Annotated in this window: 18 protein-coding genes; 5 read left to right on the forward strand and 13 right to left on the reverse strand. The window is 60.9% G+C overall.

Features of this window, described 5'->3' with window-relative positions; translation table 11 throughout:
• Window positions 1-177: 177 nt before the first annotated feature.
• The gene (locus PRI8871_RS08630; RefSeq protein WP_108885770.1) at window positions 178-1017 is read left to right on the forward strand and encodes a universal stress protein; all 840 of its coding nucleotides are present in this window, start codon (window positions 178-180) and stop codon (window positions 1015-1017) included.
• 307 nt (window positions 1018-1324) lie between these two features.
• The gene (locus tag PRI8871_RS08640) at window positions 1325-2371 is read left to right on the forward strand and encodes an aspartate-semialdehyde dehydrogenase (RefSeq protein ID WP_108885772.1); all 1047 of its coding nucleotides are present in this window, start codon (window positions 1325-1327) and stop codon (window positions 2369-2371) included.
• Window positions 2372-2425: 54 nt separating this feature from the next.
• On the opposite strand, the gene fnrL is transcribed toward PRI8871_RS08640, so the two are convergent.
• Window positions 2426-3175 (reverse strand): transcriptional regulator FnrL, encoded by a 750-nt coding sequence (fnrL, locus tag PRI8871_RS08645; protein ID WP_108885773.1) that lies wholly within the window; start codon window positions 3173-3175, stop codon window positions 2426-2428.
• A 62-nt stretch (window positions 3176-3237) separates the two neighbouring features.
• Here fnrL and hemN point away from each other — a divergent pair, with 62 nt between their 5' ends.
• On the forward strand, window positions 3238-4593 hold the full coding sequence (gene hemN / locus PRI8871_RS08650) for an oxygen-independent coproporphyrinogen III oxidase (protein ID WP_108885915.1): 1356 nt from the start codon (window positions 3238-3240) through the stop codon (window positions 4591-4593).
• A gap of 9 nt (window positions 4594-4602) precedes the next feature.
• On the opposite strand, the gene PRI8871_RS08655 is transcribed toward hemN, so the two are convergent.
• The 5 genes from PRI8871_RS08655 to PRI8871_RS08675 form a co-directional block, all read right to left on the reverse strand.
• On the reverse strand, window positions 4603-6192 hold the full coding sequence (locus PRI8871_RS08655; protein WP_108885774.1) for an ABC transporter ATP-binding protein: 1590 nt from the start codon (window positions 6190-6192) through the stop codon (window positions 4603-4605).
• The gene (locus PRI8871_RS08660; RefSeq protein ID WP_108885775.1) at window positions 6189-7298 is read right to left on the reverse strand and encodes an ABC transporter permease; all 1110 of its coding nucleotides are present in this window, start codon (window positions 7296-7298) and stop codon (window positions 6189-6191) included. The genes PRI8871_RS08655 and PRI8871_RS08660 overlap by 4 nt, the downstream gene beginning before the upstream one ends.
• A 2-nt stretch (window positions 7299-7300) precedes the next feature.
• Window positions 7301-8386: a microcin C ABC transporter permease YejB gene (locus PRI8871_RS08665; RefSeq protein WP_108885776.1), complete on the reverse strand. Its 1086-nt coding sequence runs from the start codon at window positions 8384-8386 to the stop codon at window positions 7301-7303.
• A 7-nt stretch (window positions 8387-8393) separates the two neighbouring features.
• Window positions 8394-10256: an extracellular solute-binding protein gene (locus tag PRI8871_RS08670; protein WP_108885777.1), complete on the reverse strand. Its 1863-nt coding sequence runs from the start codon at window positions 10254-10256 to the stop codon at window positions 8394-8396.
• 178 nt (window positions 10257-10434) lie between these two features.
• A complete protein-coding gene (locus PRI8871_RS08675) occupies window positions 10435-10956 on the reverse strand; it encodes a c-type cytochrome (RefSeq protein WP_108885778.1) in 522 nt (173 codons plus the stop codon).
• Between the two features lie 127 nt (window positions 10957-11083).
• Here PRI8871_RS08675 and PRI8871_RS08680 point away from each other — a divergent pair, with 127 nt between their 5' ends.
• Window positions 11084-11917, forward strand: coding sequence for a prephenate dehydratase (locus tag PRI8871_RS08680; protein ID WP_108885779.1), 834 nt, complete (start codon window positions 11084-11086; stop codon window positions 11915-11917).
• A gap of 110 nt (window positions 11918-12027) precedes the next feature.
• On the opposite strand, the gene PRI8871_RS08685 is transcribed toward PRI8871_RS08680, so the two are convergent.
• The 7 genes from PRI8871_RS08685 to PRI8871_RS08715 all read right to left on the reverse strand — a co-directional run bounded on the left by PRI8871_RS08685 (window position 12028) and on the right by PRI8871_RS08715 (window position 19808).
• On the reverse strand, window positions 12028-12480 hold the full coding sequence (locus PRI8871_RS08685) for a methylated-DNA--[protein]-cysteine S-methyltransferase (protein WP_108885780.1): 453 nt from the start codon (window positions 12478-12480) through the stop codon (window positions 12028-12030).
• Window positions 12481-12493: 13 nt separating this feature from the next.
• The gene (locus tag PRI8871_RS08690; RefSeq protein WP_108885781.1) at window positions 12494-12946 is read right to left on the reverse strand and encodes an NUDIX hydrolase; all 453 of its coding nucleotides are present in this window, start codon (window positions 12944-12946) and stop codon (window positions 12494-12496) included.
• A gap of 48 nt (window positions 12947-12994) precedes the next feature.
• Window positions 12995-15988 carry an isoleucine--tRNA ligase gene (ileS, locus tag PRI8871_RS08695; protein WP_108885782.1) on the reverse strand — a complete coding sequence of 998 codons (2994 nt, stop codon included), beginning with the start codon at window positions 15986-15988 and terminating at the stop codon, window positions 12995-12997.
• 196 nt (window positions 15989-16184) lie between these two features.
• Window positions 16185-16913 (reverse strand): VIT1/CCC1 transporter family protein, encoded by a 729-nt coding sequence (locus PRI8871_RS08700; protein ID WP_181389412.1) that lies wholly within the window; start codon window positions 16911-16913, stop codon window positions 16185-16187.
• Complete coding sequence (locus PRI8871_RS08705) at window positions 16910-17947, reverse strand: YcjF family protein (RefSeq protein WP_108885783.1); 1038 nt, start codon at window positions 17945-17947, stop codon at window positions 16910-16912. Before PRI8871_RS08705 ends, PRI8871_RS08700 begins: the two co-directional genes overlap by 4 nt.
• Window positions 17944-18396: a GNAT family N-acetyltransferase gene (locus PRI8871_RS08710; RefSeq protein WP_108885784.1), complete on the reverse strand. Its 453-nt coding sequence runs from the start codon at window positions 18394-18396 to the stop codon at window positions 17944-17946. Before PRI8871_RS08710 ends, PRI8871_RS08705 begins: the two co-directional genes overlap by 4 nt.
• A complete protein-coding gene (locus PRI8871_RS08715; protein ID WP_108885785.1) occupies window positions 18393-19808 on the reverse strand; it encodes a YcjX family GTP-binding protein in 1416 nt (471 codons plus the stop codon). Before PRI8871_RS08715 ends, PRI8871_RS08710 begins: the two co-directional genes overlap by 4 nt.
• A 108-nt stretch (window positions 19809-19916) precedes the next feature.
• Between PRI8871_RS08715 and truA the strand changes: the two genes are divergently transcribed.
• Entirely contained in the window at window positions 19917-20702 is a 786-nt protein-coding gene (truA, locus tag PRI8871_RS08720; protein ID WP_108885786.1) for a tRNA pseudouridine(38-40) synthase TruA, read from the forward strand.
• Window positions 20703-20770 lie beyond the last annotated feature (68 nt).

Consider the following 20770-nt stretch of genomic DNA (forward strand, 5'->3'; position numbering starts at 1 on the left):
ACCCACACGATTCGTGCCCGCGCGGGCGGTTTTAGACTGAGGCGTTAATGCTGTGTTTTTTGTCACCTTATCCTTGATCTGCATCAAGAGTTTCACGCTTGTCTTTTGACCCGCGTCAAAGAGCGCAGGGATAGCGTGCTGTTAGGCTGGTTTCACAAACATGGAGAGGAGAAAGCCATGGCTTTCAAAACTGTTTTGACCGTGGCCACCGATTCATCGCTGGCCGGGTCGCTGATTGATCACGCTGAAACCGTTGCCGCCGCCACAGATGCCCATCTGGATGTTCTGTGCCTTGGCGTCGACCGGACCCAGACCGGATATTACTATGCAGGGGCCAATGCGGTTGTCCTGCAAGAGACGCTGGAACGGGCGACCGTAGATGCAAAGGCCCTAGAGACACAGGCACGGGCCAAACTGGCCGGCTCTCAGGTGCGGTGGTCGGCTGAACATGGGGTTACGCAGCTTGCGGATATCGGCAGACATGTCGCGTCACGCGCCCGTTTCAGCGATCTGGTCGTTCTGCCCAAACCTTATGGCAAGGATCACGGGGTCGAGCTCGAGCCGGTGATTGAAGGCGCAATGTTTGAAGGCAAAGCGCCGGTGCTGGTGGTGCCGGACGATGTCAGCCCGACGACCACGCCGAAACGTGTGGTGATTGGCTGGAACGAAGGCGATGAGGCGCTGCGCACCATCAAGGCCGCGCTGCCGATCCTGACAACGGCGGATGTCGTGCATATCGTGGTCATCGACCCGCCGCAGCATGGGCCGAACCGGTCGGACCCCGGCGGGCTGTTGTCGCAATATCTGGCGCGCCACGGCGTGAAGCCTGAAATCGACGTCCTGTCGAAGACCATGCCGCGCGTCTCGGATATCCTGCTGCGCCACGTGCAGGATGTTGATGCCGACATGATCGTTATGGGGGCTTACGGCCATTCGCGGTTCCGCGAAGCGATCCTTGGCGGGGCCACCCGCAATATGCTGGAACAGGCCACTGTGCCGGTGTTCATGGCGCATTAATTGGCGCGATACCCAAAGGGGGGCAGGGCGGTGGCCTTGCCTCCTTTGGTGCATTCTTGCGACAGGTTGGGGCAATGGCCATCGTTTGCCAGACACGACCGGTTGACCTTCGGGAAATGTCCAGCTAATCGCCCTGCCATGTTTACGATGTTCAAAACCAAGACCACCAAGAAAACCACCGCTCCGGCGGGGGTGCTTCTGGTGCGCGCGGTCTGAACAGACTGACCTGACCAAAAAGCCCCGCCGGAGATGGACGGGGCCAAGCAGTCAAACGGTCCCGCCCTCCGCCACCACCCGGAGAGAGACCATGACCCAACATTCCCCCATCCAAGCCGCAGACGCCGCAAACGCCCCCGTTGTCGCCATTGTCGGTGCCACCGGCGCTGTTGGCGTTGAGCTGATCCGCAGCCTAGAGATGCGCAATTTTCCATTGTCCAGCCTGCGCCTTCTGGCCTCGGCCCGCTCGGCCGGGCGCACGATGGACTTCCGCGGCGCTCAGGTGCCAGTCGAAGAGCTGACCGAAGACAGCTTTGCCGGTGTCGATATCGCGCTGTTTTCGGCAGGCGCGACCATTTCGCGCAAGTTTGGCCCGATTGCCGTGGCCGCTGGTGCGCAGGTGATCGACAACTCTTCGGCCTTCCGCATGAATGACGACGTGCCGTTGGTGGTGCCTGAAGTGAACGGCGATACCATTGGCAATCAGTCGGGCATTATCGCCAACCCCAACTGTGTGGCCGCGATCCTGACCGTTGCGCTTGCTCCGCTGCACCGCAAGCACACCATCCGCCGTCTGAACATTGCCACCTATCAGGCCGCTTCGGGCGCCGGTGCCGCCGCAATGGAAGAACTGCGTCAGGGCACGCTTGCCGCAATCGAAGGCCGTGATTTCACCCCCGAGGTTCTGCCCCATCCCTACGCCTTCAACATCTTCAGCCACAACGCCGATGTGGACCCGGAGACCGGCTACAACGGCGAAGAGCTGAAAGTCATCGCCGAAACCCGCCGTATTCTGGCCCGCCCCGATCTGCCGGTTGGCATCACCTGCATCCGCGTGCCGATCCTGCGCGCCCATGCCATGGCCGTGACTGTTGAGTTTGAAGAGCCGGTGGACGAAGCCGAAGCCCGTGCATTGCTGGCCGAAGGCGCCGGTCTGCGTCTGGTCGATGACCGCGCCGCGAACCATTTCCCCATGCCTTGCGAAGTGTCGGGCGGTGAAGATGTCCACGTTGGCCGTATCCGCCGCGATCTGGGTGATCCGTCGGGCCGTAGCCTTGCGCTGTTCATCGCAGGCGATCAGTTGCTGAAAGGCGCGGCGCAAAACGCGGTGCAAATCGCCGAGGCCCTGCGCGCCTAAAGAAAAGCCCGGTCGAGTGATCGGCCGGGCATTGCTCTGCTGGAGGGTGCGAATTTAGGCGAACATGCCCCCGTCCGCATCGTCGCCCGCTTCTTCCAGCAGACGCTCCATATCCGGGACGGTGACATGACGCTTGCCCTCAAGCGTGATCACCCCATCCTTCTTCAGCGCCGAGATTTGGCGGCTGACCGTTTCCAGCGTCAGACCAAGATAATCGGCCATCGCTTCACGCGTCAGCGGCAGATCAAAGGTCAACGGACCGCCGCCACCGGATTTCAGGTGCAGCGTTGCATCCCGGCGGGCAATGATCGACAGCAGTGACGCGATCTTTTCGCGGGCGGTTTTGCGCCCCAGAACCAGCATCCATTCCCGCGCGGCGTCCAATTCATCCAGCGTCATTTCCAGCAAACGCTGGGCAATATGCGGGGTCCGGCCCATCAGCTCTTCGAACGGGGATTTGCGGAAACAACACATCACCAGATCCGTGGTGGCCACAACGTCATAGGCCGCCGTTGAACGGCCCGGACGGCCAACGAAATCGGACGGCAGCAGCAAGCCAACCATCTGCGTGCGGCCATCTTCCATGGTCTGGGTCAGCGTGGCGATGCCAGACACGACCGAGCCGACGAAATCCATCTTATCGCCAGACCAGATGACGGTCTGACCAGCTTCGAACTTTCGGTAATACTTAATCTCTTCCAAACGATCGAGCTCATCCGATTCGCACCGGGCGCAAACAGCACGGTGGCGGATCGGGCAGTCCCCGCAATCTTGAGTTACCGATAGGCTTCTTTCGTTCAGCATTGGGACCACATTCTTGATCTGCGTCAAAGTTTACGCGCGATTACCTTTTTAAGTGTATGCGCATGGTGACGCGAACACAACTTTCCAAGCTAGGTCTCTTTGACGCGAAAGTGCCAAGATACACCAGCTACCCGACGGCCCCTCACTTCTCAAAGGAAGTGGGGCCCGGTGAATATTCATCTTGGATACAGCAAATCCCCGAAGATTCGGCCATATCGCTTTATGTGCATGTGCCGTTTTGCCGCCGCCTTTGCTGGTTCTGTGCCTGCCGCACGCAAGGCACCGCCACGGCATCGCCGGTTGCGGCCTATGTGGATAGTTTGCTTCAGGAAATTGCCCTTGTGAAAGCGCAATTGCCGCGTGGCGTGACGCTATCGCGGCTGCATTGGGGGGGCGGTACGCCCACCTTGTTGACCCCGGATTTGATGCGCCGACTGTCTGATGCCTTGGGCGATCTGGCGCCTTTTGCGCCGAATGCCGAATTCTCGGTGGAAATCGACCCGAATGAGATCGATGAGGAACGGTTGGACGTGCTGGCAAAAGCCGGGATGAACCGCGCGTCCATCGGTGTTCAGGACTTCGATCCCGAAATCCAGCAGACCATTGGCCGGGCGCAGGGATTCGAAGTGACCCGCCGCGCCGTCGATATGATTCGCGAACGCGGGGTGCACAGCTTGAACGCCGATATCCTGTTCGGCCTGCCGCATCAGTCCAAGGCGCGGATCACCGAAACGGTGCAAAAGCTGTTGTCCTTCGCCCCGGACCGCGTGGCGCTATATGGTTATGCGCATGTGCCATGGATGGCCAAGCGTCAGCAGATGATCCCGTCCGATGCGCTGCCAACCCCGACTGAACGGCTGGACCTGTTCGAAACGGCGCGCCGTCTGTTCGTTTGGGACGACTACGCCGAGATCGGGATTGACCACTTTGCCGCCAAGGGCGACGGGCTGGAAATCGCGCAGCGCACCGGCAACCTGCGCCGGAATTTCCAAGGCTATACCGACGACACGTCTGAAGTGTTGCTTGGCATCGGGGCCTCGTCGATTTCGCGCTTCCCGCAGGGCTACACCCAGAATGCGCCCAGCACCTCGGCCCATGTGGGCGCGGTGCGCGACGGGCAATTCTCGGTGTCGCGCGGGCATAAATTCACCGCCGAAGACAAGATGCGCGCCCGCGTGATTGAGGCGTTGATGTGTGATTTCGCCGTGTCGGCGGATGAAATCAGCAACGGCTTTGACCTGCCCAAAGATCAGGTCGCTGCAATGTTGCGCCGGGCAAATGATGAATTCGATGGGCTATTTGTCGTGGACGACTGGGGTTTGAAGATCCCCGAAAAGGCCCGTCCGCTGACACGGATGGTTGCCCGCCATTTCGACGCATACGATCTGTCCAAAGCGGGCCACAGCTCGGCCATCTAAGGCCGAGCTTTACGCCGCCTCGAACGCTGCGTTCAACAGGGCGCGGGTGTAGTCGGATTGCGGATTGGCAAAAATCTGGTCCGCGTCGCCCGCTTCGACGACATCGCCTTGCTTCATCACCATCAGCTTATGGCTCATGGCGCGGACGACCTTCAGATCGTGCGAGATGAACAGGTAGGCCAAGTTGTGCTTTTGCTGCAAATCGCGCAGCAGGTCGACGATCTGCGCCTGCACCGTCATATCCAGCGCCGAAGTTGGCTCATCCAGAACCACCAGCTTGGGACGCAGCACCATAGCGCGGGCAATCGCGATCCGTTGCCGTTGCCCGCCGGAAAATTCGTGCGGGTAGCGGTGGCGCATTTCCGGGTCCAACCCCACCTCTTGCATGACGGTGGTCACCGCGTCCTGATGCGCCAGCCCATCGGGCGATCCGTGCACCTCTAGGCCTTCGGCGATGATCTGTTCGCAGGTCATGCGCGGGCTGAGCGATCCGAAGGGGTCCTGAAACACGATCTGCATTTGACTGCGCAATTGGCGCAAGTCACGGCCCGACAAGCGGCGCAGGTCGCGCCCTTCGAAATGTAGCCCGCCCTCTGACTGGATCAGTCGCATCAGAGCCAGCGCCAGCGTACTTTTGCCCGATCCGCTTTCACCGACGATCCCGATGGTTTCGCCCGCCCGAACGGTCAATGTCGCGTCATTCACCGCCTTCACATGGCCGGTGACTTTGCGCATGAAGCCGGTCTTGATCGGGAACCAGATGCGCATATTGGTGCCTTCCGCCACAACGGGCGCGTTTTCTGCCACCGCTTCGGGCAGGCCCGTAGGTTCGGCGCTAAGCAGCATCTGGGTATAAGGGTGCTGCGGATTGGCAAAGATCTGCTGCGTTGGGCCGGACTCGACGATCTGACCATCTTTCATCACGCACACCCGGTCGGCGATTTTGCGCACGATGCCAAGGTCATGGGTGATGAACAGCATCGACATGCCTTCGTCGCGCTTAATGTCTTCCAGCAAGTCAAGGATTTGCGCCTGAATGGTCACATCAAGCGCGGTCGTCGGCTCATCCGCGATCAGCAGCTTGGGCCGGTTGGCCAGTGCCATGGCGATCATTACGCGTTGACGCTGCCCGCCGGACAATTCATGCGGATAGGCGGTCAGGCGGCTTTCGGGGTCGTGGATGCCGACGCGGGTCAAAAGCGACACGATCCGCGCGCGCGCCTCAGCCCCGACAAGGCCCTGATGCAGGGCCAGCGCCTCGGCCAATTGCTTTTCCAGCGTATGCAGCGGGTTGAGCGATGTCATCGGCTCTTGGAAGATAAAGCTGATGTCATTGCCGCGCACTTTGCGAAGCTCTGCCTCGCTCGCGCCGATCAATTCGCGGCCATCAAAGGTGGCGGACCCCCCAACTCCGGCTGAATCGCCCAATAGCGACACGGTCGACAGCGCCGAGACCGATTTGCCGGACCCGGATTCGCCCACCAAAGCGACGGTTTCGCCGTGGCCCACGTCAAAGGACACGCCCTTGACGGCCTGTACGGTCGCGCCGTCCTGACGGAAGCTGACGGTCAGGTTTTTGACGGAAAGAACGCCAGTCATGAGAAGGTCTTTCTGGGGTCGAATGCGTCACGCACCCCTTCGAAGATGAACACCAGCAGCGATAGCATCAGGGCAAACACGCCAAAGGCGGTAAAGCCCAGCCACGGGGCCTGAAGGTTCTGCTTGGCTTGCAAGGTCAGCTCGCCCAGCGACGGTGCCGAGGAGGGCAGTCCAAAGCCAAGGAAATCCAGCCCGGCCAGCGTGCTGATGGTGCCGGTGACGATGAAGGGCAGCATGGTCAGGGTGGCGACCATGGCGTTGGGCAGCATGTGGCGGAACATGATCTTGGTGTTGCTAACGCCAAGCGCCTTGGCCGCCCGGACATATTCAAGGTTCCGCGCCCGCAGGAATTCGGCCCGCACGACGCCCACAAGGGCCGTCCAGCCAAACAGCACCGTCAGGATGACCAGAAGCCAGAAACTACGCCCCAAGATCGCGAACAGGATGATGATAATATAGAGCGACGGGGTCGCGCCCCATATTTCAATCACACGTTGGAAAATCAGGTCGATCTTGCCGCCGAAATAGCCCTGCACCGCGCCTGCGATGATCCCGATGATAGAAGAGGCGACGGTGACCAGCAGCGTGAACACGATCGACAGCCGGAAGCCATAGATCACACGGGCCAGCACGTCGCGCTTCGTGTCGTCCGTGCCCAGCAGGTTGTGGCTGTTGGGCGGCAGCGGGGCCGCGCCGGGGCGGTCAACCGGGGTGCGGTAGGAATAGGGGATCGGCGGCCAGATCATCCAGCCTTTGTCAAAATCCCCATCCAGCTTTTCGCCCTCGTCCACAGCTTCGATCAGCCCTTCGGGGTCGTCAAAACATTCCTCCAGCCCGCCGGTGCGGATCAGGCATTTGACCTCGGGGTCGCGATAGGCGGCTTCGGTTCGAAAATCCCCGCCAAATTCGGTTTCGGCATAGAAGTTGAAAATTGGCGTGTAATACTGGCCGCGATACTGAACCAGCAGCGGTTTGTCATTGGCCAGAAACTCAGCGAACAGCGACAGGCCAAACAACACCGAAAAGATCACCAAAGACCAATAGGCGCGGCGGTTGCGTTTGAAGTTGGTCCAGCGACGTTGGTTGAGCGGTGAGAGTTTGAACATGCTCATCCCTCCCGCCGTTCAAAGTCGATCCGGGGATCAACAAAGACATACATCAGGTCCGACAGAATGCCGATCAGCAGGCCCATCAGGCCAAAGACGAACAGCGTGCCAAAGATCACCGGGTAATCCCGCGCGACCGCAGCCTCAAAGCTGAGGCGGCCCAGCCCGTCGAGCGAAAAGATCGTCTCGATGATCAGGCTACCCGCAAAGAACACGCCGATGAACACGGATGGAAAGCCCGCGATCACGATCAACATCGCATTGCGGAAGATGTGCCCATACAGAACGCGGCTTTCGCTCAGGCCCTTGGCGCGGGCGGTCATGACGTATTGTTTTCGGATCTCGTCTAGGAACGAGTTTTTGGTCAGCAAAGTCAGCGTCGCAAAGGCCGAAATCGTTGATGCGATGACCGGCAGGGCGATGTGCCAGAAGTAATCAAGGACTTTGCCCACAAGGCTAAGCTGGTCCCAATTGTCCGAGGTCAGGCCGCGCAGCGGGAAGACCTGAAAATACGACCCGCCTGCGAACAGCACCAACAGCAGGATCGCGAACAGAAATCCGGGGATTGCATAGGCGACGATGATGATGCTGCTGGTCCAGGTGTCGAAACTGGTGCCATCGCGCACGGCCTTTCGGATCCCCAGGGGGATAGACACGATATAGGCGATCAGCGTTGACCATAACCCGAGCGAGATGGACACAGGCATCTTTTCCAGCACCAGATCCACCACGCTGATCGACCGGAAATAGCTTTCACCGAAATCCAGCCGCATATAGTTCCACATCATATTCAGGAACCGTTCCAGCGGCGGCTTGTCAAAGCCGAATTCCTTTTCCAGTTCGGCGATGAACTCGGGCGGCAGACCGCGCCCGCCGATGTAATCGCCGGTTTCGCCCGATCCTCCGACCTCACCTTCGGACCCGTTGCCAGCGATCGTGCCAAAGACGTCACCTTCGCCCTCCATCTGGGCGATGATCTGCTCAATCGGGCCGCCGGGCACGAACTGAACCAGCGCGAAGTTGATGATCATGATCCCAAGCAGGGTTGGGATGATCAACAACAAGCGCCGTAGGATATAGGCTCCCATGCGTGGATTACCTCAGAACGCCGGCCGCAACCAAAGCGTCGTGTTTTTCTTGGTTGAACCACCAGAAATCCAACTCGCCCAAGGCCAGCGGCGGCAACTCCGGGTGCTCGAACTGATCGAAATAGGCGACCGTGTGGACGTTCTTGTTCCACTGCGGCACCCAGAACAGTTTCGCCCGAAGCACGCGGTCCAGCGCGCGCACGCCGTTTTTCATGTCCTCTTGGGTTTCGGCTGCAACGATGATGTCGATCAGCCGGTCCACAGCCGGATCGGCCAGCCCCATTAGGTTGCGCGAACTGTCATCCACCGTTTCCGAACTGAACCACTGTTTCAGCCCGGTCGAGGGTTCGAACGCCATGGCAAATTGGTGCGTCGTCAGGTCGAAATCATAGTTCCGCGTGCGTTCGGTTTCCTGCGCAGGGTCCACCCGGTCCAGCTTGGCCTGAACGCCCAAACGTTCAAGGTTCTGGACATAGGGGTTGATGACCCGGTCGAAGGTGGGTGAGCTTTCGAGGAATTCCACCGTCAGCACTTCGCCGTCTTTGCGGCGCAGACCGTCGTCGCCGACGATCCAGCCCGCCTCATCCAGCAGGGCGGATGCCTGACGCAGGGCCTTGCGGTCCAAGGGGCGGTCTTCGCCCGAGACGCCCGGCAAAACCGCCTCATCGGTCAGGATAGACGCTTCCAACAAGCCTTCGTCCACCATTGGCTTCAGGATCGCCAATTCGCCCTCGGTCGGGGCACCGGCGGCTTTCATGTCGGAATTGTCCCAGAAGCTTTCGGTGCGGTCATAAAGCCCGTAAAACAGCGACGTATTGGACCATTCGAAGTTGAACATCAGGCCAATCGCCTGACGCACGCGGATGTCGTCGAACTTGTCGCGGCGCAGGTTAAACACAAAGGACTGGCCCGATCCAAGCCCGCCATCGGGCAGTTCGGTCTTGACCACATGGCCATCGTTCAACGCCGGGAAGTCATAGCCCGTTGCCCATTCTTTCGAACTGTTTTCGGTGCGGAAGGTGTAGGTGCCCGCCTTGAACGCCTCAAACGCGGCGCTGCTGTCGGCGAAATATTCGATGCGAATGCGGTCAAAGTTGTTGCGCCCAACGTTTTGCGGCAGATCCTTGCCCCAGTAATCATCGCGACGCTTATAGACGATCCGTTCGTTGAAATCGTAGCGGTCCAGAGCATAGGCTCCGGTGCCCATAAAGGGTTCGGTCGTGCTTTCATCAAGCCGTGCGCCGGTCTTTTCAAACCAGTCTTGCGAAAAGGCCGGGAAAATCCCTGCCAGCCCGATCCGGTCGCGTTTCGGGCTGTCAGGTTTGAAGTTAAATCGGATCTGGTGTTCACCCAGCACTTCGACGCTGTCGATCATCGATCCAAAGGCCGCGCGGAAGGACGGCAGGCCCTGTTCCATGAAGATGTCATAGGTGAATTTCAGATCGCTGGCTTTCCAAGGGGTGCCATCGGCAAACCGGACCTCGGGGCGCAGGTTGAAGATCACCCAGTCGAGGCTTTCGGGATATTCCAGTGTCTCGCACAGCAGGCAATACAGTGCGGTAGGATCGTCGGCGAAGGTGGTCAACAGATCTTCGTGCCCAATGGTGGACAGCGCGCCAGCGCGGCCTTTGCGGGTGTATAGGTTGAAGCTGTCAAAGGTGCCGGGCGCCCATTCGGCGATTTCGCCGCCCTTGGGGGCCTCGGGATTGACGTAGTTCAGGTGGGGGTAATCCGCAGGATAGACCAAAGCGCCGAAGTAGTTGTAGCCGTGGCTTTTGATGATCACGTCTTCGGCCTGCGCGCTGGCCGCGAGGGACAGCAGGCTTGCGCTGGCAAGAAGTCCAAGGCGGGCGAGGGCGGGAATGGTCATTCTGGGGGTCCTCCGAGTTTTGGTCGGCTTGTTATGTGAACCAAGCTAAAGGTCTGCTCTGGCGACATTCAAGGGCAGAATGCGTGCTTGGTCCATTTGCCTGAGAGGAATATAGAAAAGCGCCGCCCCAAAGGGACGGCGCTTTCGAAATTGTGATCAAGTGTGACGCGAAGTGCGATCAGCCGCCGATGGTCTTCAGGTAGGCGATCAGGTTCACGCGGTCGTCGGCTTTCTTCAGACCGGCAAAGCCCATCTTGGTGCCGGGCGCGTAGCCCTTCGGGTTTTCCAGGAAGCCAAACAGGTGCTCTGCGTCCCAAACGTCGGCAACAGCAACCAGTGCGCCCGAGTAGCCGAAGCCATCGATCGAGCCAACCGCGCGGTCAACTACGCCGTACAGGTGCGGGCCGGTGCCGTTGGCGCCGTCTTCCAGCTTGTGGCAGGCTTTACACTTGCCGAATACTTTTTCGCCTTTGGCAGGGTCAGCAGCGGCCAGTGCAGCCACCAGATCAAAGGCTTCTTCTTCCTCGCCTGCGCCGCCGGCATCATCCACTTCGATGTGGTAGCCTTGCGCGTGCTCTTCGTCGCCATGCGCACCACCCATGTGATACAGGCTTTCAGCTGCCCAGTTCCCCAGAAGGAAGATCAGCAGCGCCCCGCAGAAACCGCCGAGGATCTTGGTCATCGTCATCGTGTCAAACATGGCTCGCGTGTCCAGAATTCGTGTCCGTCGAGGCGGGTATCTACGGCTTCCCCTTCCTCAAGGCAAGGTGTAGAAGGCGCGACCAAACGCCCATCTCGGGCAAAAAATCGAATTTGGACGGTGGATCATGTCAAATCGCATCGCTTTTCAGGGGGAACCCGGCGCTTATTCGCACGAAGCTTGTATTGCTGCGCGCCCCGATATGGAGGCGCTTCCCTGCCGGACATTTGACGATGTGATTGAGGCCGTGCGCAGCGGAGAGGCCGAATTGGCCATGCTGCCGGTGGAAAATTCGACCTATGGGCGGGTGGCCGACATCCATTCGCTTTTGCCCAATTCGGGCCTGAACATCATCGACGAACATTTCGTGCGCGTGCGCATTGCCCTGATGGGCCGCAAGGGTGCGAAGCTGGAAGATATTCGCCATGTGCGCGCCCATCTGGTGTTGCTGCCGCAGGCCAAGACATTTCTGAAAGCGCATGGAATCACCTCTGAGGCGGCGGTGGACAGCGCCGGGGCCGCCAAGGACTTGGCCAAGAACGGTGTGAACAGCGATGGCGTGATGGCCAGCGCCGTGGCCGCCGATATCTATGGGCTTGATGTTCTGGCCCGCGGGGTTGAGGACAATGACACCAACACCACGCGGTTCCTGATCATGTCGCCGAAGGCCGATCATTCGCGCCGTGGGGACCATGGCATGATGACCAGCTTCGTCTTCGAAGTGCGCAACATTCCTGCCGCGCTGTACAAAGCGATGGGCGGGTTTGCGACCAATGGCGTGAACATGACCAAGCTGGAAAGCTATATGGTCAACGGCTCGTTCACGGCGACGCAGTTCTATGCCGATATCGAGGGCCATCCCGATGATCCCGCCGTGCGTTTGGCCTTGGAAGAGCTGGATTATTTCACCTCGCAATTCGAGATTCTGGGCGTTTACCCGCGCGATCCGGCCCGCGACTGAGTTTTCTTGATCCAATTGTGCGGCTGCGCCGCGCATGATGTCTCGCCTCTGCCTTGCGGCAGCGGCTCGTGTATTTTTTGCGTATTTCTTAAAGAGAAGAAGCAGGCGGGTCAGATCAGCAGGCTGGCCGCGCCCTCGTGCTTCAGCAGCCAGATTTTGGTCTCGATCCCTGTACCGCCTGAGAAACCGCCGAGGCCTGTTGCGGACAAGACGCGGTGGCAGGGGATCAGGATGGGAATCGGGTTGCCGCCGCAGGCTTGGCCTATGGCTTGCGCTGGTTTGCCCAGGGCTTTGGCCAAATCGCCATAGGTGCGGGTTTCGCCGAAGGGGATGGCGCACATGGCTTGGCAGGTGGCGATTTGCAGGTCTGAGCCGTGCGGGGCGAGGGGGAGATCAAAGCTGGTGCGTTGACCATTGAAATAAGCGTCGAGCTGCGCGGCGGCCTCGGTCAGCAGCGGCGTCGGGTCATTCGGGGCGGTGCCCCATGTCAGGCGCGTGATGGCGCCGTTCGTTTCAGCGAGTGTGAGTGGGCCGAGGGGGCTATTGGTGGTGAGGCTTGGCATTGGGCCAGTTTGCCTAGGGCTTGGGTTTGGTCAACAGCGCTTTGAGACCGGAGGGGTAAAGCTCGGGACCACCCGGTTGATCGAGGTCGGCCAGATCGAACCAGCGGGCAATGCAAGGGGTGCCGCTGTCTTCGGTAAAGTGGATGGTGTCGCCGAAGTTGTTGCTTGGGAAGGTGAGGGGGAAGAGGAAGATCACCTCGTGCCCTTGTTGGCCTTCGTGGCTGTAGAGGTTTTCTATCACCAGCGGGGCGCCCGTGATGGTGGCCTGAACGCCCAGTTCTTCTTGGAATTCACGAATGACGGCGGCTTCGGCTGGTTCGCTGAAATTGACGGAGCCGCCGAGCGGGCGCACGCCTTTGAGGTGGCCTGCGTCGTCATAGACTTCGGCGGCGAGCAGTTTGCCGCCGCGCCAGTGCAGGCCAAGGGCTTTGACGCGGATGGATTGGGCGGGGCGCCAGCGGTGCATTGGGGGCCTCATGCGAAAAGGGCGGCCTTGTGAGCCGCCCTTTTGTGTTTAGCTGAGTGCGTCGTCGCAGCGTTTGCAGGTGCCTGCGTGGGTGTGGGTGCCCACATCCGGCAGGATTTTCCAGCAACGCTGACATTTTTCACCGTCGGCTTTTTCGAAGACCACGCCAATGCCTTCGATTTCCGGCAGGCGGAAAGCCTCGGCCGGGGCGGGGTCAGCGGTCAGGGCCATGCCGGACGTGATGCAGATATCGTCGAAAGCCACAGATTTCAGCGCCTTAAGCGTGGTGGCATCGTCGATATGCACGACCGGGGCGGCCTCAAGCGAGGCGCCGATTACCTTATCCGTCCGCTGGATTTCCAGCGCGGCGGTGACAACGCGGCGGGCGCGGCGCACCTTGGTCCATTTCTCGGCCAAGGGGGTGTCGAGCCAGTCTTTCGGCGTGGCGGGGATATCAATCAGGTGGACCGAGCTGTCTTCGCCGGGGAAGCGTTCGAGCCAGACATCTTCCATCGTGAAGACAAGGATCGGAGCGAGCCAAGTCGTCAGGCGGTGGAAGAGGATATCCATCACGGTGCGGGCCGAGCGGCGGCGCAGCGTGTCGCCATCGCAGTAAAGCGCGTCTTTGCGGATGTCGAAGTAGAAGGCCGACAGTTCGACGGTGCAGAAGTTGAACAGCTGCTGGAACACGCCTTGGAAGTCATAGGCGTCATAGCCCTTGCGCACGACATGGTCCAATTCGGCCAGCCGGTGCAGAACATAACGCTCCAGTTCCGGCATGTCCTTGGCCTCGATGCGGTCGGCCTCGGTGAAGCCGTTCAGCGCACCCAGCATATAACGCATGGTGTTGCGCAGGCGGCGATAGCTGTCGGCCACGCCTTTCAGGATCTCAGGCCCGATGCGCAGATCGGCGGTATAGTCGGACTGGGCCACCCAAAGGCGCAGGATATCGGCGCCGTATTGCTTGGTCACATCCTCGGGCGAGACAGTGTTGCCCAAGGATTTGGACATCTTGTTGCCCTTCTCATCGAGCGTGAACCCGTGGGTCAGCACGCCGCGATAGGGGGCGCGGCCCTTGGTGCCGCAAGCCTGAAGCATGGACGAATGGAACCAACCGCGGTGCTGGTCGGTGCCTTCGAGGTACAGATCCGCGATGCCATCGGCGGCACCGTCTTCGCGGTCGCGCAGCACAAAGGCGTGGGTCGAGCCGGAGTCGAACCACACGTCAAGCACGTCAAAGACCTGATCGTAGTCTTCGGGGTTGTAGTCGTTGCCAAGGAAACGCTCTTTCGCGCCGTCCATGTACCACACGTCCGCGCCTTCGGCCTCGAACGCCTCGACGATGCGGGCGTTGACCGCCGGATCGCGCAGCAGGAAGTCGTCATCCGTGGGCAAAGCACCCTTCTTGGTGAAGCAGGTCAGCGGCACGCCCCAAGCGCGTTGACGCGACAGAACCCAATCGGGGCGTGCCTCGATCATCGAGTAAAGGCGGTTGCGGCCCGAGATCGGGGTCCATTTCACCAGCTGGTCGATGCTGGTCAGGGCGCGTTCGCGGATCGTCTTGCCGTAGTCGTCCTGCCCGTCGTTCACCGGCTTGTCGACCGAGGCAAACCACTGCGGCGTGTTGCGGAAGATCACCGGAGCCTTAGAGCGCCACGAATGCGGATAGCTGTGCTTGACCTGACCGCGGGCCAGCAGGCCGCCGACCTCAATCAGTTTGTCCATGACGGCGCGGTTGGCTTTGCCTTCCTTGCCTTTGCGATCAAACACTTGCAGGCCAGCGAACAGCGGTACGTGGGGCAGGAATTCGGATTCTTCGCCCACGTTATGGGTCATCCGGTCCAGCCAGTTGCGCTTGACAAAGCATTCATAGTCGTCCGCGCCATGGCTGGGGGCGGTGTGTACAAAGCCCGTACCGGCATCGTCGGTGACATGGTCGCCGTCGATCATCGGAACGTCGTAGTCCCAGAAGCCGTTTGCGTTGTCGATTCCTCTGAAAGGATGAGCCAGAGTCATTGTATCTAGTTCATCGTCAGTAACCGCGCTGCGCCGCACGTACATGCCCGGCTCAAGTCTAGCTTTTTGGAGAACCTCAGCGGCTAGCTTATCCGCAATAATGTACAAGTCGCCCACGGACGCCCAGCATTCATCCGGTGTTTTGGTTACTTCGTAAAGACCGTAGTTAATTGCTCGATTGAATGCGACGGCGCGGTTCGAAGGAATTGTCCATGGCGTCGTCGTCCAGATCACGACTTTTGCGCTAAGCAATTCTTGTTGGCGAGCACGGTCTGCCGTTTCGTGTGCTTCCAGCAAAGCGGCGTCTTTTGTGGGGTCGCCTGTGCCTTCAACGTACGTTCTTGGGTAAAATTCGGTGATTTCAAACGGTACCCAGATCGTGTGGGACTTGTGGTCGTGGTATTCGATCTCGGCCTCGGCCAGCGCGGTTTTCTCAACCGGCGACCACATCACGGGCTTGGAGCCCTGATACAGCGTGCCGTTCATCAGGAACTTCATGAATTCTTCGGCGATCACGCGTTCGGCGTGGAAATCCATCGTCAGATAGGGGTTTTCCCAGGTGCCGGTGATGCCCAGACGCTTGAATTCCTTGCGCTGGATGTCGATCCAGCCTTCGGCGAACTTGCGGCATTCCTGACGGAAGTCGACGACATTCACGTCGTCCTTGTTTTTGCCCTTCTTGCGGTACTGTTCTTCGATCTTCCATTCGATGGGCAGACCGTGGCAGTCCCAGCCGGGGATATAGCGGGCGTCGCGGCCCATCATCTGCTGGCTGCGAACGATGAAGTCTTTCAGCGTTTTGTTCAGCGCGTGGCCGATGTGCAGGTTGCCGTTGGCATACGGCGGGCCATCGTGCAGAACGAACGGCTTGCGGCCCTCGGCCTTTTCGCGCAGGCGGTCATAGATGCCGATCTTTTCCCACCGGGCCAGCCATTCGGGCTCGCGCTTGGGCAGGCCCGCGCGCATCGGGAAATCGGTTTTCGGCAGATTCAGCGTGTCTTTGTATTCAGGCGTGTCGGCGCACATTGGGGGCGTCCTTGGCATACATATCAATGTCTGGGGTTCGTGCGGCGCGGTGGTCCATACGCCTTGTCCCGGCGGCTCGTGTTATCAGAGCGCCGGGCATGTAATTCGAATAATGATCGCGCAAGCGTACATCATGCGGGCCTTATAGGCCTGCGCCTCTGGCCCGTCCAGAGCGGTATTGCGACGCGGGCGGGCCTTAGACGGTGAACAATGTCCCAACAAAATAGGCGATTGAGGCGGCGACCCCGCCGATGGCCAGCGTCTCAAATCCTGATCGCCACCAAGGGTGCAGCGACCACTGGCTTTTGTAGGCTCCGATGGCGAAAAAGGTGATGCCGGTCAGCACGGATGACACGGTAAAGGCCGATGGCAGGCCAAAGATGAACGGCAGCAGCGGGATCATCCCAGCGATCAGAAAGGCGATGAACGTGGCCGTGGCGGCTCGCATCGGGTGCGGATCAACCGGGGCCAGCCCGTATTCACCCTCCAGCATGAACTGTATCCACTGTTCCTTGTCGCTGGAAATCTGCGCGACCGCCTTATCAAGCGCATCGCCCGACAGGCCTTTCATGTGCAGGATCTGGCGCAATTCGCGTTTTTCGCCTTCGGGATGGGTTTCGATATGGCGTTCTTCGATGCGGCGGATGCGTTTGATGTCGTCGAGTTCGGCCTTGGTGCCGGAATAGTTGCCCGCCGCCATAGAGAACCCATCGGCCAGCACGTTCGCCATGCCAAGCGCCACGATGATCATCGGCGACAGGCCTGCACCGGCCACGCCTGCCACGATGGCAAAGGTGGTCACTGACCCGTCGATCCCGCCATAGATGATGTCACGCAGATATCCGCGCCCCGGCGGCTTGCCGATCCGGGCTTCGATTTCCTTTTGCGAATGCCCGTGTTCGGTCAGTTCTGTCAGGTCGCTCATGTCGCGTCGTCCGTCTGAGGTTTTGGCGTGCTGCGGCCCGTGTCAAACAGGCCGGTCAGCGATGTTCGGATGATACTGCGCACCGAGGGGCGCTTGGTGCGGGTGAAGGGCAGGGGGCGGCACACCTCGATTGCGGCGACGCCGACGCGGGCCGTCAGCGAGCCATTGACCAGCCCTTCGCCAAACCGGCGCGACAGTTTGCCCAGCAGGCCCGCGCCGAGGATCGGCTCTAGCATGTCATCGCCCACGGCCACCGCGCCCGTGGCCACCACATGCGCCATCACGGCGCGGGTCAGCCGCCAACTGCCAAAGGTGCCAGAGCGCCCGCCGTAGATTTCGCCAATGCGGCGGATCATGCGGATGTTTGAAGTCAGCGCGGCGGCCACATCTGCCAGCGCCAGCGGAACCAGCGCGGTGACAGTGGCGACTTGGCGGGCGGCGGCCTCAACCTCTTTGCGGGCGGCAATGTCGAGGGGGGCCAGAATTTCGGCCTCGGCCAGCCCGATCAGCCCTTCGGCGTCAAACACATCGCCTTGGCGCGTGGCAAAGGCCTCGCGCCCCCAGCGGGTATCAGCGCGCGACGCATAAAGCGCAGTCAGTTGCCCGGTCACCTTTCGCGCCGCGCCAAGATCTTCGCTGGCCAAGGCCGCCTCGGCCCCGCGGTGCAACTCGTCGATCCGGCGCAGGCGTGAAAAGACCGACACTTCGCGGATCACGATCATCAGCGCCACCAGCACGAACAGCGCCAGTAAGGCCCCGAACGCATAGCCCAGCAGCGGGACGCGCGTGATCAGATCGGTCACGATGTTCCAAACGGCGAGCGAGGCAAAGGCGGCGATGACGGCGGCCAGAAGGCCCCAGAACCACCGCGCAAGGGGCGACGACAGGCGCGTTGTCAGCGCCGCGACGGTGGCCATGGCCTGGCCAGAGGGGGCAGGTAGATCTGTGTCGGGGACCGGCGGAGCCTCTGCCGGGCTGGCGGCGGGGGCGTCTTCGTCCAACTCGATCAGGACAGGGCCTTTTGGGGTGCTCATGCCATTGCCTTTCGTGTCCAGTGAAAACCGATATCGGGCAGGGATTCATCGTTATGCAGCCCCGATGTTCGGCCCGTTTCTTCAAACCCAAGCTGCGCGTAGAAGGCGCGGGCCGCGTCATTGGCCTGATGGGTCCATAGTTCCAGCCGGGGCGCGCGCGATTGCGCATCGCGGATAAGGGCTGTTCCGACGCCTTCGCCGCGATGCGTGCCCGATACGAACAGCGCATGCACATAGCCATCATCCCGCGCCAGAAATCCGGCGATGGTTCCGGCGGCAGATTGCGCCACAGTGACCCAGCCCCGTTCGATCATCTGCGCGGCATGGGCGATATCCTGCGCCGCGCTATGCAGGCGCGGTAGCCACGCGGTGGCATCTGTCCAATCGGTCAGAATGCCGCCAAGCCGCCCGGCATCCAGCGGGGTGGCGGGCCGGATTTGCAGGCTCATAGCGCATCCCCGATCAGAAACTGTGCTGCCCGGTCCAGCCGGATGTGCGGCGGACCTTCGCCGGGGCGCAGGTTTAGCCTTGCCGGGGCAAAGCGCATGATTTGGTAATCGCCGTCCAGCCAGCGGTCAGCCCCCTGCCGCGCAGGGGCCAGCAGCGCATTTGGGTCTTGCGGCAGATCGCCGGGGTAAAAGGCCGCCTGTTTGCCACTGTCCAGCAGCGTGCCCTGCACCAGATCGAGCGACGCGCCGTTATGGTCGCGCGTCACCTCGGTCGTGGCCCGAAGCGATGCGATGGCCATGGCGGCGGTTTCGGCCCCGGCAAAGCGGGCCTTATCGCGGGCGTCGCGGGTCAGCGCCTCCATTATGGCGGTCAGGCGGGCGTGTTGGCTGTGATGCAGGTGGTCGGCCTTGGTGGCGGCAAACAGGATCTTTTCCACCCGTTTGCCCATCAACAGCTGGGTCAGAAAGGCATTCCGCCCCGGACGGAAGGCCGACAGGATATCTGTCATGGCGCGGCGCATGTCTTCGACCGCCGCAGGGCCGCTGTTGATCGCGCCAAGCGCATCGACCAGCACGACCTGACGGTCAATTCGGGCAAAATGGTCGTTGAAAAAGGGTTTGACCACGCGGGATTTATACGCCTCATACCGGCGTTCCATTTCCCGCCAGAGCGACCGGCGCGGCGCGCTGTCTTGTGGAGGCAGGGGCGCGAAGGTCAACACCGGGCTACCGGCCAGATCGCCGGGCAGCAAGAACCGCCCCGGCGTACAGTCCGAAAACCCGGCGGCGCGGGCGGCGGTCAGATAGCCGCTGAAGGCTTCGGCCAGACGTTTGGCGTTTGGTTCTTCGAAATCACCCGTGACATCCGCGCCCTTCACTTGGCTCAGAAACCCCATTGCCATATCGCGCGTGGCGATGCGGTCTAGGGTCTCTCGGCTCCACTCCTTGTAGGATTTGTCCAGCAGTCCCAGATCCAGAAGCCATTCGCCGGGATAGTCCATGATGTCCAGATGCACGGTGCGCGGCCCTTGCAACCCGCCCAGCAACCCGTTGGGCCGCACGCGCAGCGACAGGCGCAGTTCGGACGTGGCCCGCGTGCTATCGGGCCAATGCGGCGTGGGCGAGGTCATGGCCCCAAGGTGGGTTTCATAGTCAAAGCGCGGCACGGTGTCGTTGGGCTGCGGTTGCAAATAGGCCGCCGTGATCCGCCCATCGGCAGCAGGCAACAGTTGCGGCATTCGCCCCCGGTCCAGCAGATTGGCCACAAGCGATGTGATGAACACCGTTTTGCCAGACCGCGCCAGCCCGGTCACACCAATGCGGATCACCGGTTCAAAGAAGGTTTCGGATACAGTGTCTGTCAGGCTTTCGACGCTTCGCGTCAGCGTGTCGGCGATGGCAGTAAAGACCAAATCTGCATCCCTTCTTCCGTTGCTTCCTTTAGATAGCCATCCGATGCCCTGCCTGCCAGCCCTGATCGGGGGATTGCCCAGATCGGCCCTGCACGCTATGCGCGGCATATGTTCAGAATTGCGCTCAAGGTCGAATATAATGGCGCCCCGTTTGCCGGATGGCAGCGGCAGGCGGATCAACCGTCGGTGCAGGGCGCGATTGAGGATGCCTTGGCCAAGCTGGAAAAGCGCCAGCACACGATTGCCGCCGCTGGGCGCACCGACGCGGGTGTGCACGGGCGGGGGCAGGTGGCCCATTGCGACATGGAGCGTGATTGGGAACCGTTCCGCCTGTCCGAGGCGCTGAACTACCATCTGAAGCCCGCGCCCGTAGCGATTGTCGATGCGGCCCGTGTGCCGGATGATTGGCACGCCCGGTTTTCTGCGATCGAACGCCGCTATCTGTTCCGTATCCTCTGCCGCCGCGCCCCCTGCACGATGGAGGCCGGGCAGGTCTGGCGTGTGTCCCATGATCTGGACGTAAGTGCGATGCATGAGGCCGCGCAGCGCCTTGTGGGCCTGCATGACTTCACCACCTTTCGGTCGGTGATGTGCCAATCCAACAGCCCGGTAAAAACGCTGGACCGTTTGGATGTCACCCACGTCGAAACCGCCGCAGGCCCGGAAATCCACTTCGATGTGCGCGCCCGGTCATTCCTGCACAATCAGGTGCGCAGCTTTGTCGGCACGCTGGAACGGGTCGGGGCAGGCGCATGGTCCGCCGATGACGTCACCGCCGCGCTTGAGGCCCGCAACCGCGCCGCTTGTGGCCCGGTCAGCCCCCCCGATGGGCTCTACCTCATGGGCGCAGGCTATCCCGACGACCCGTTTGAGGCCGGCGGTCTGCATCGCTAATTCCGCAGCGCCAACGCAAATCCCCCTTCCCAAGGGGCAATCAATGCTGTATCGCGGCGCTATGACCA

Source organism: Pseudoprimorskyibacter insulae (assembly GCF_900302505.1).
Taxonomy (GTDB): Bacteria; Pseudomonadota; Alphaproteobacteria; order Rhodobacterales; family Rhodobacteraceae; genus Pseudoprimorskyibacter; species Pseudoprimorskyibacter insulae.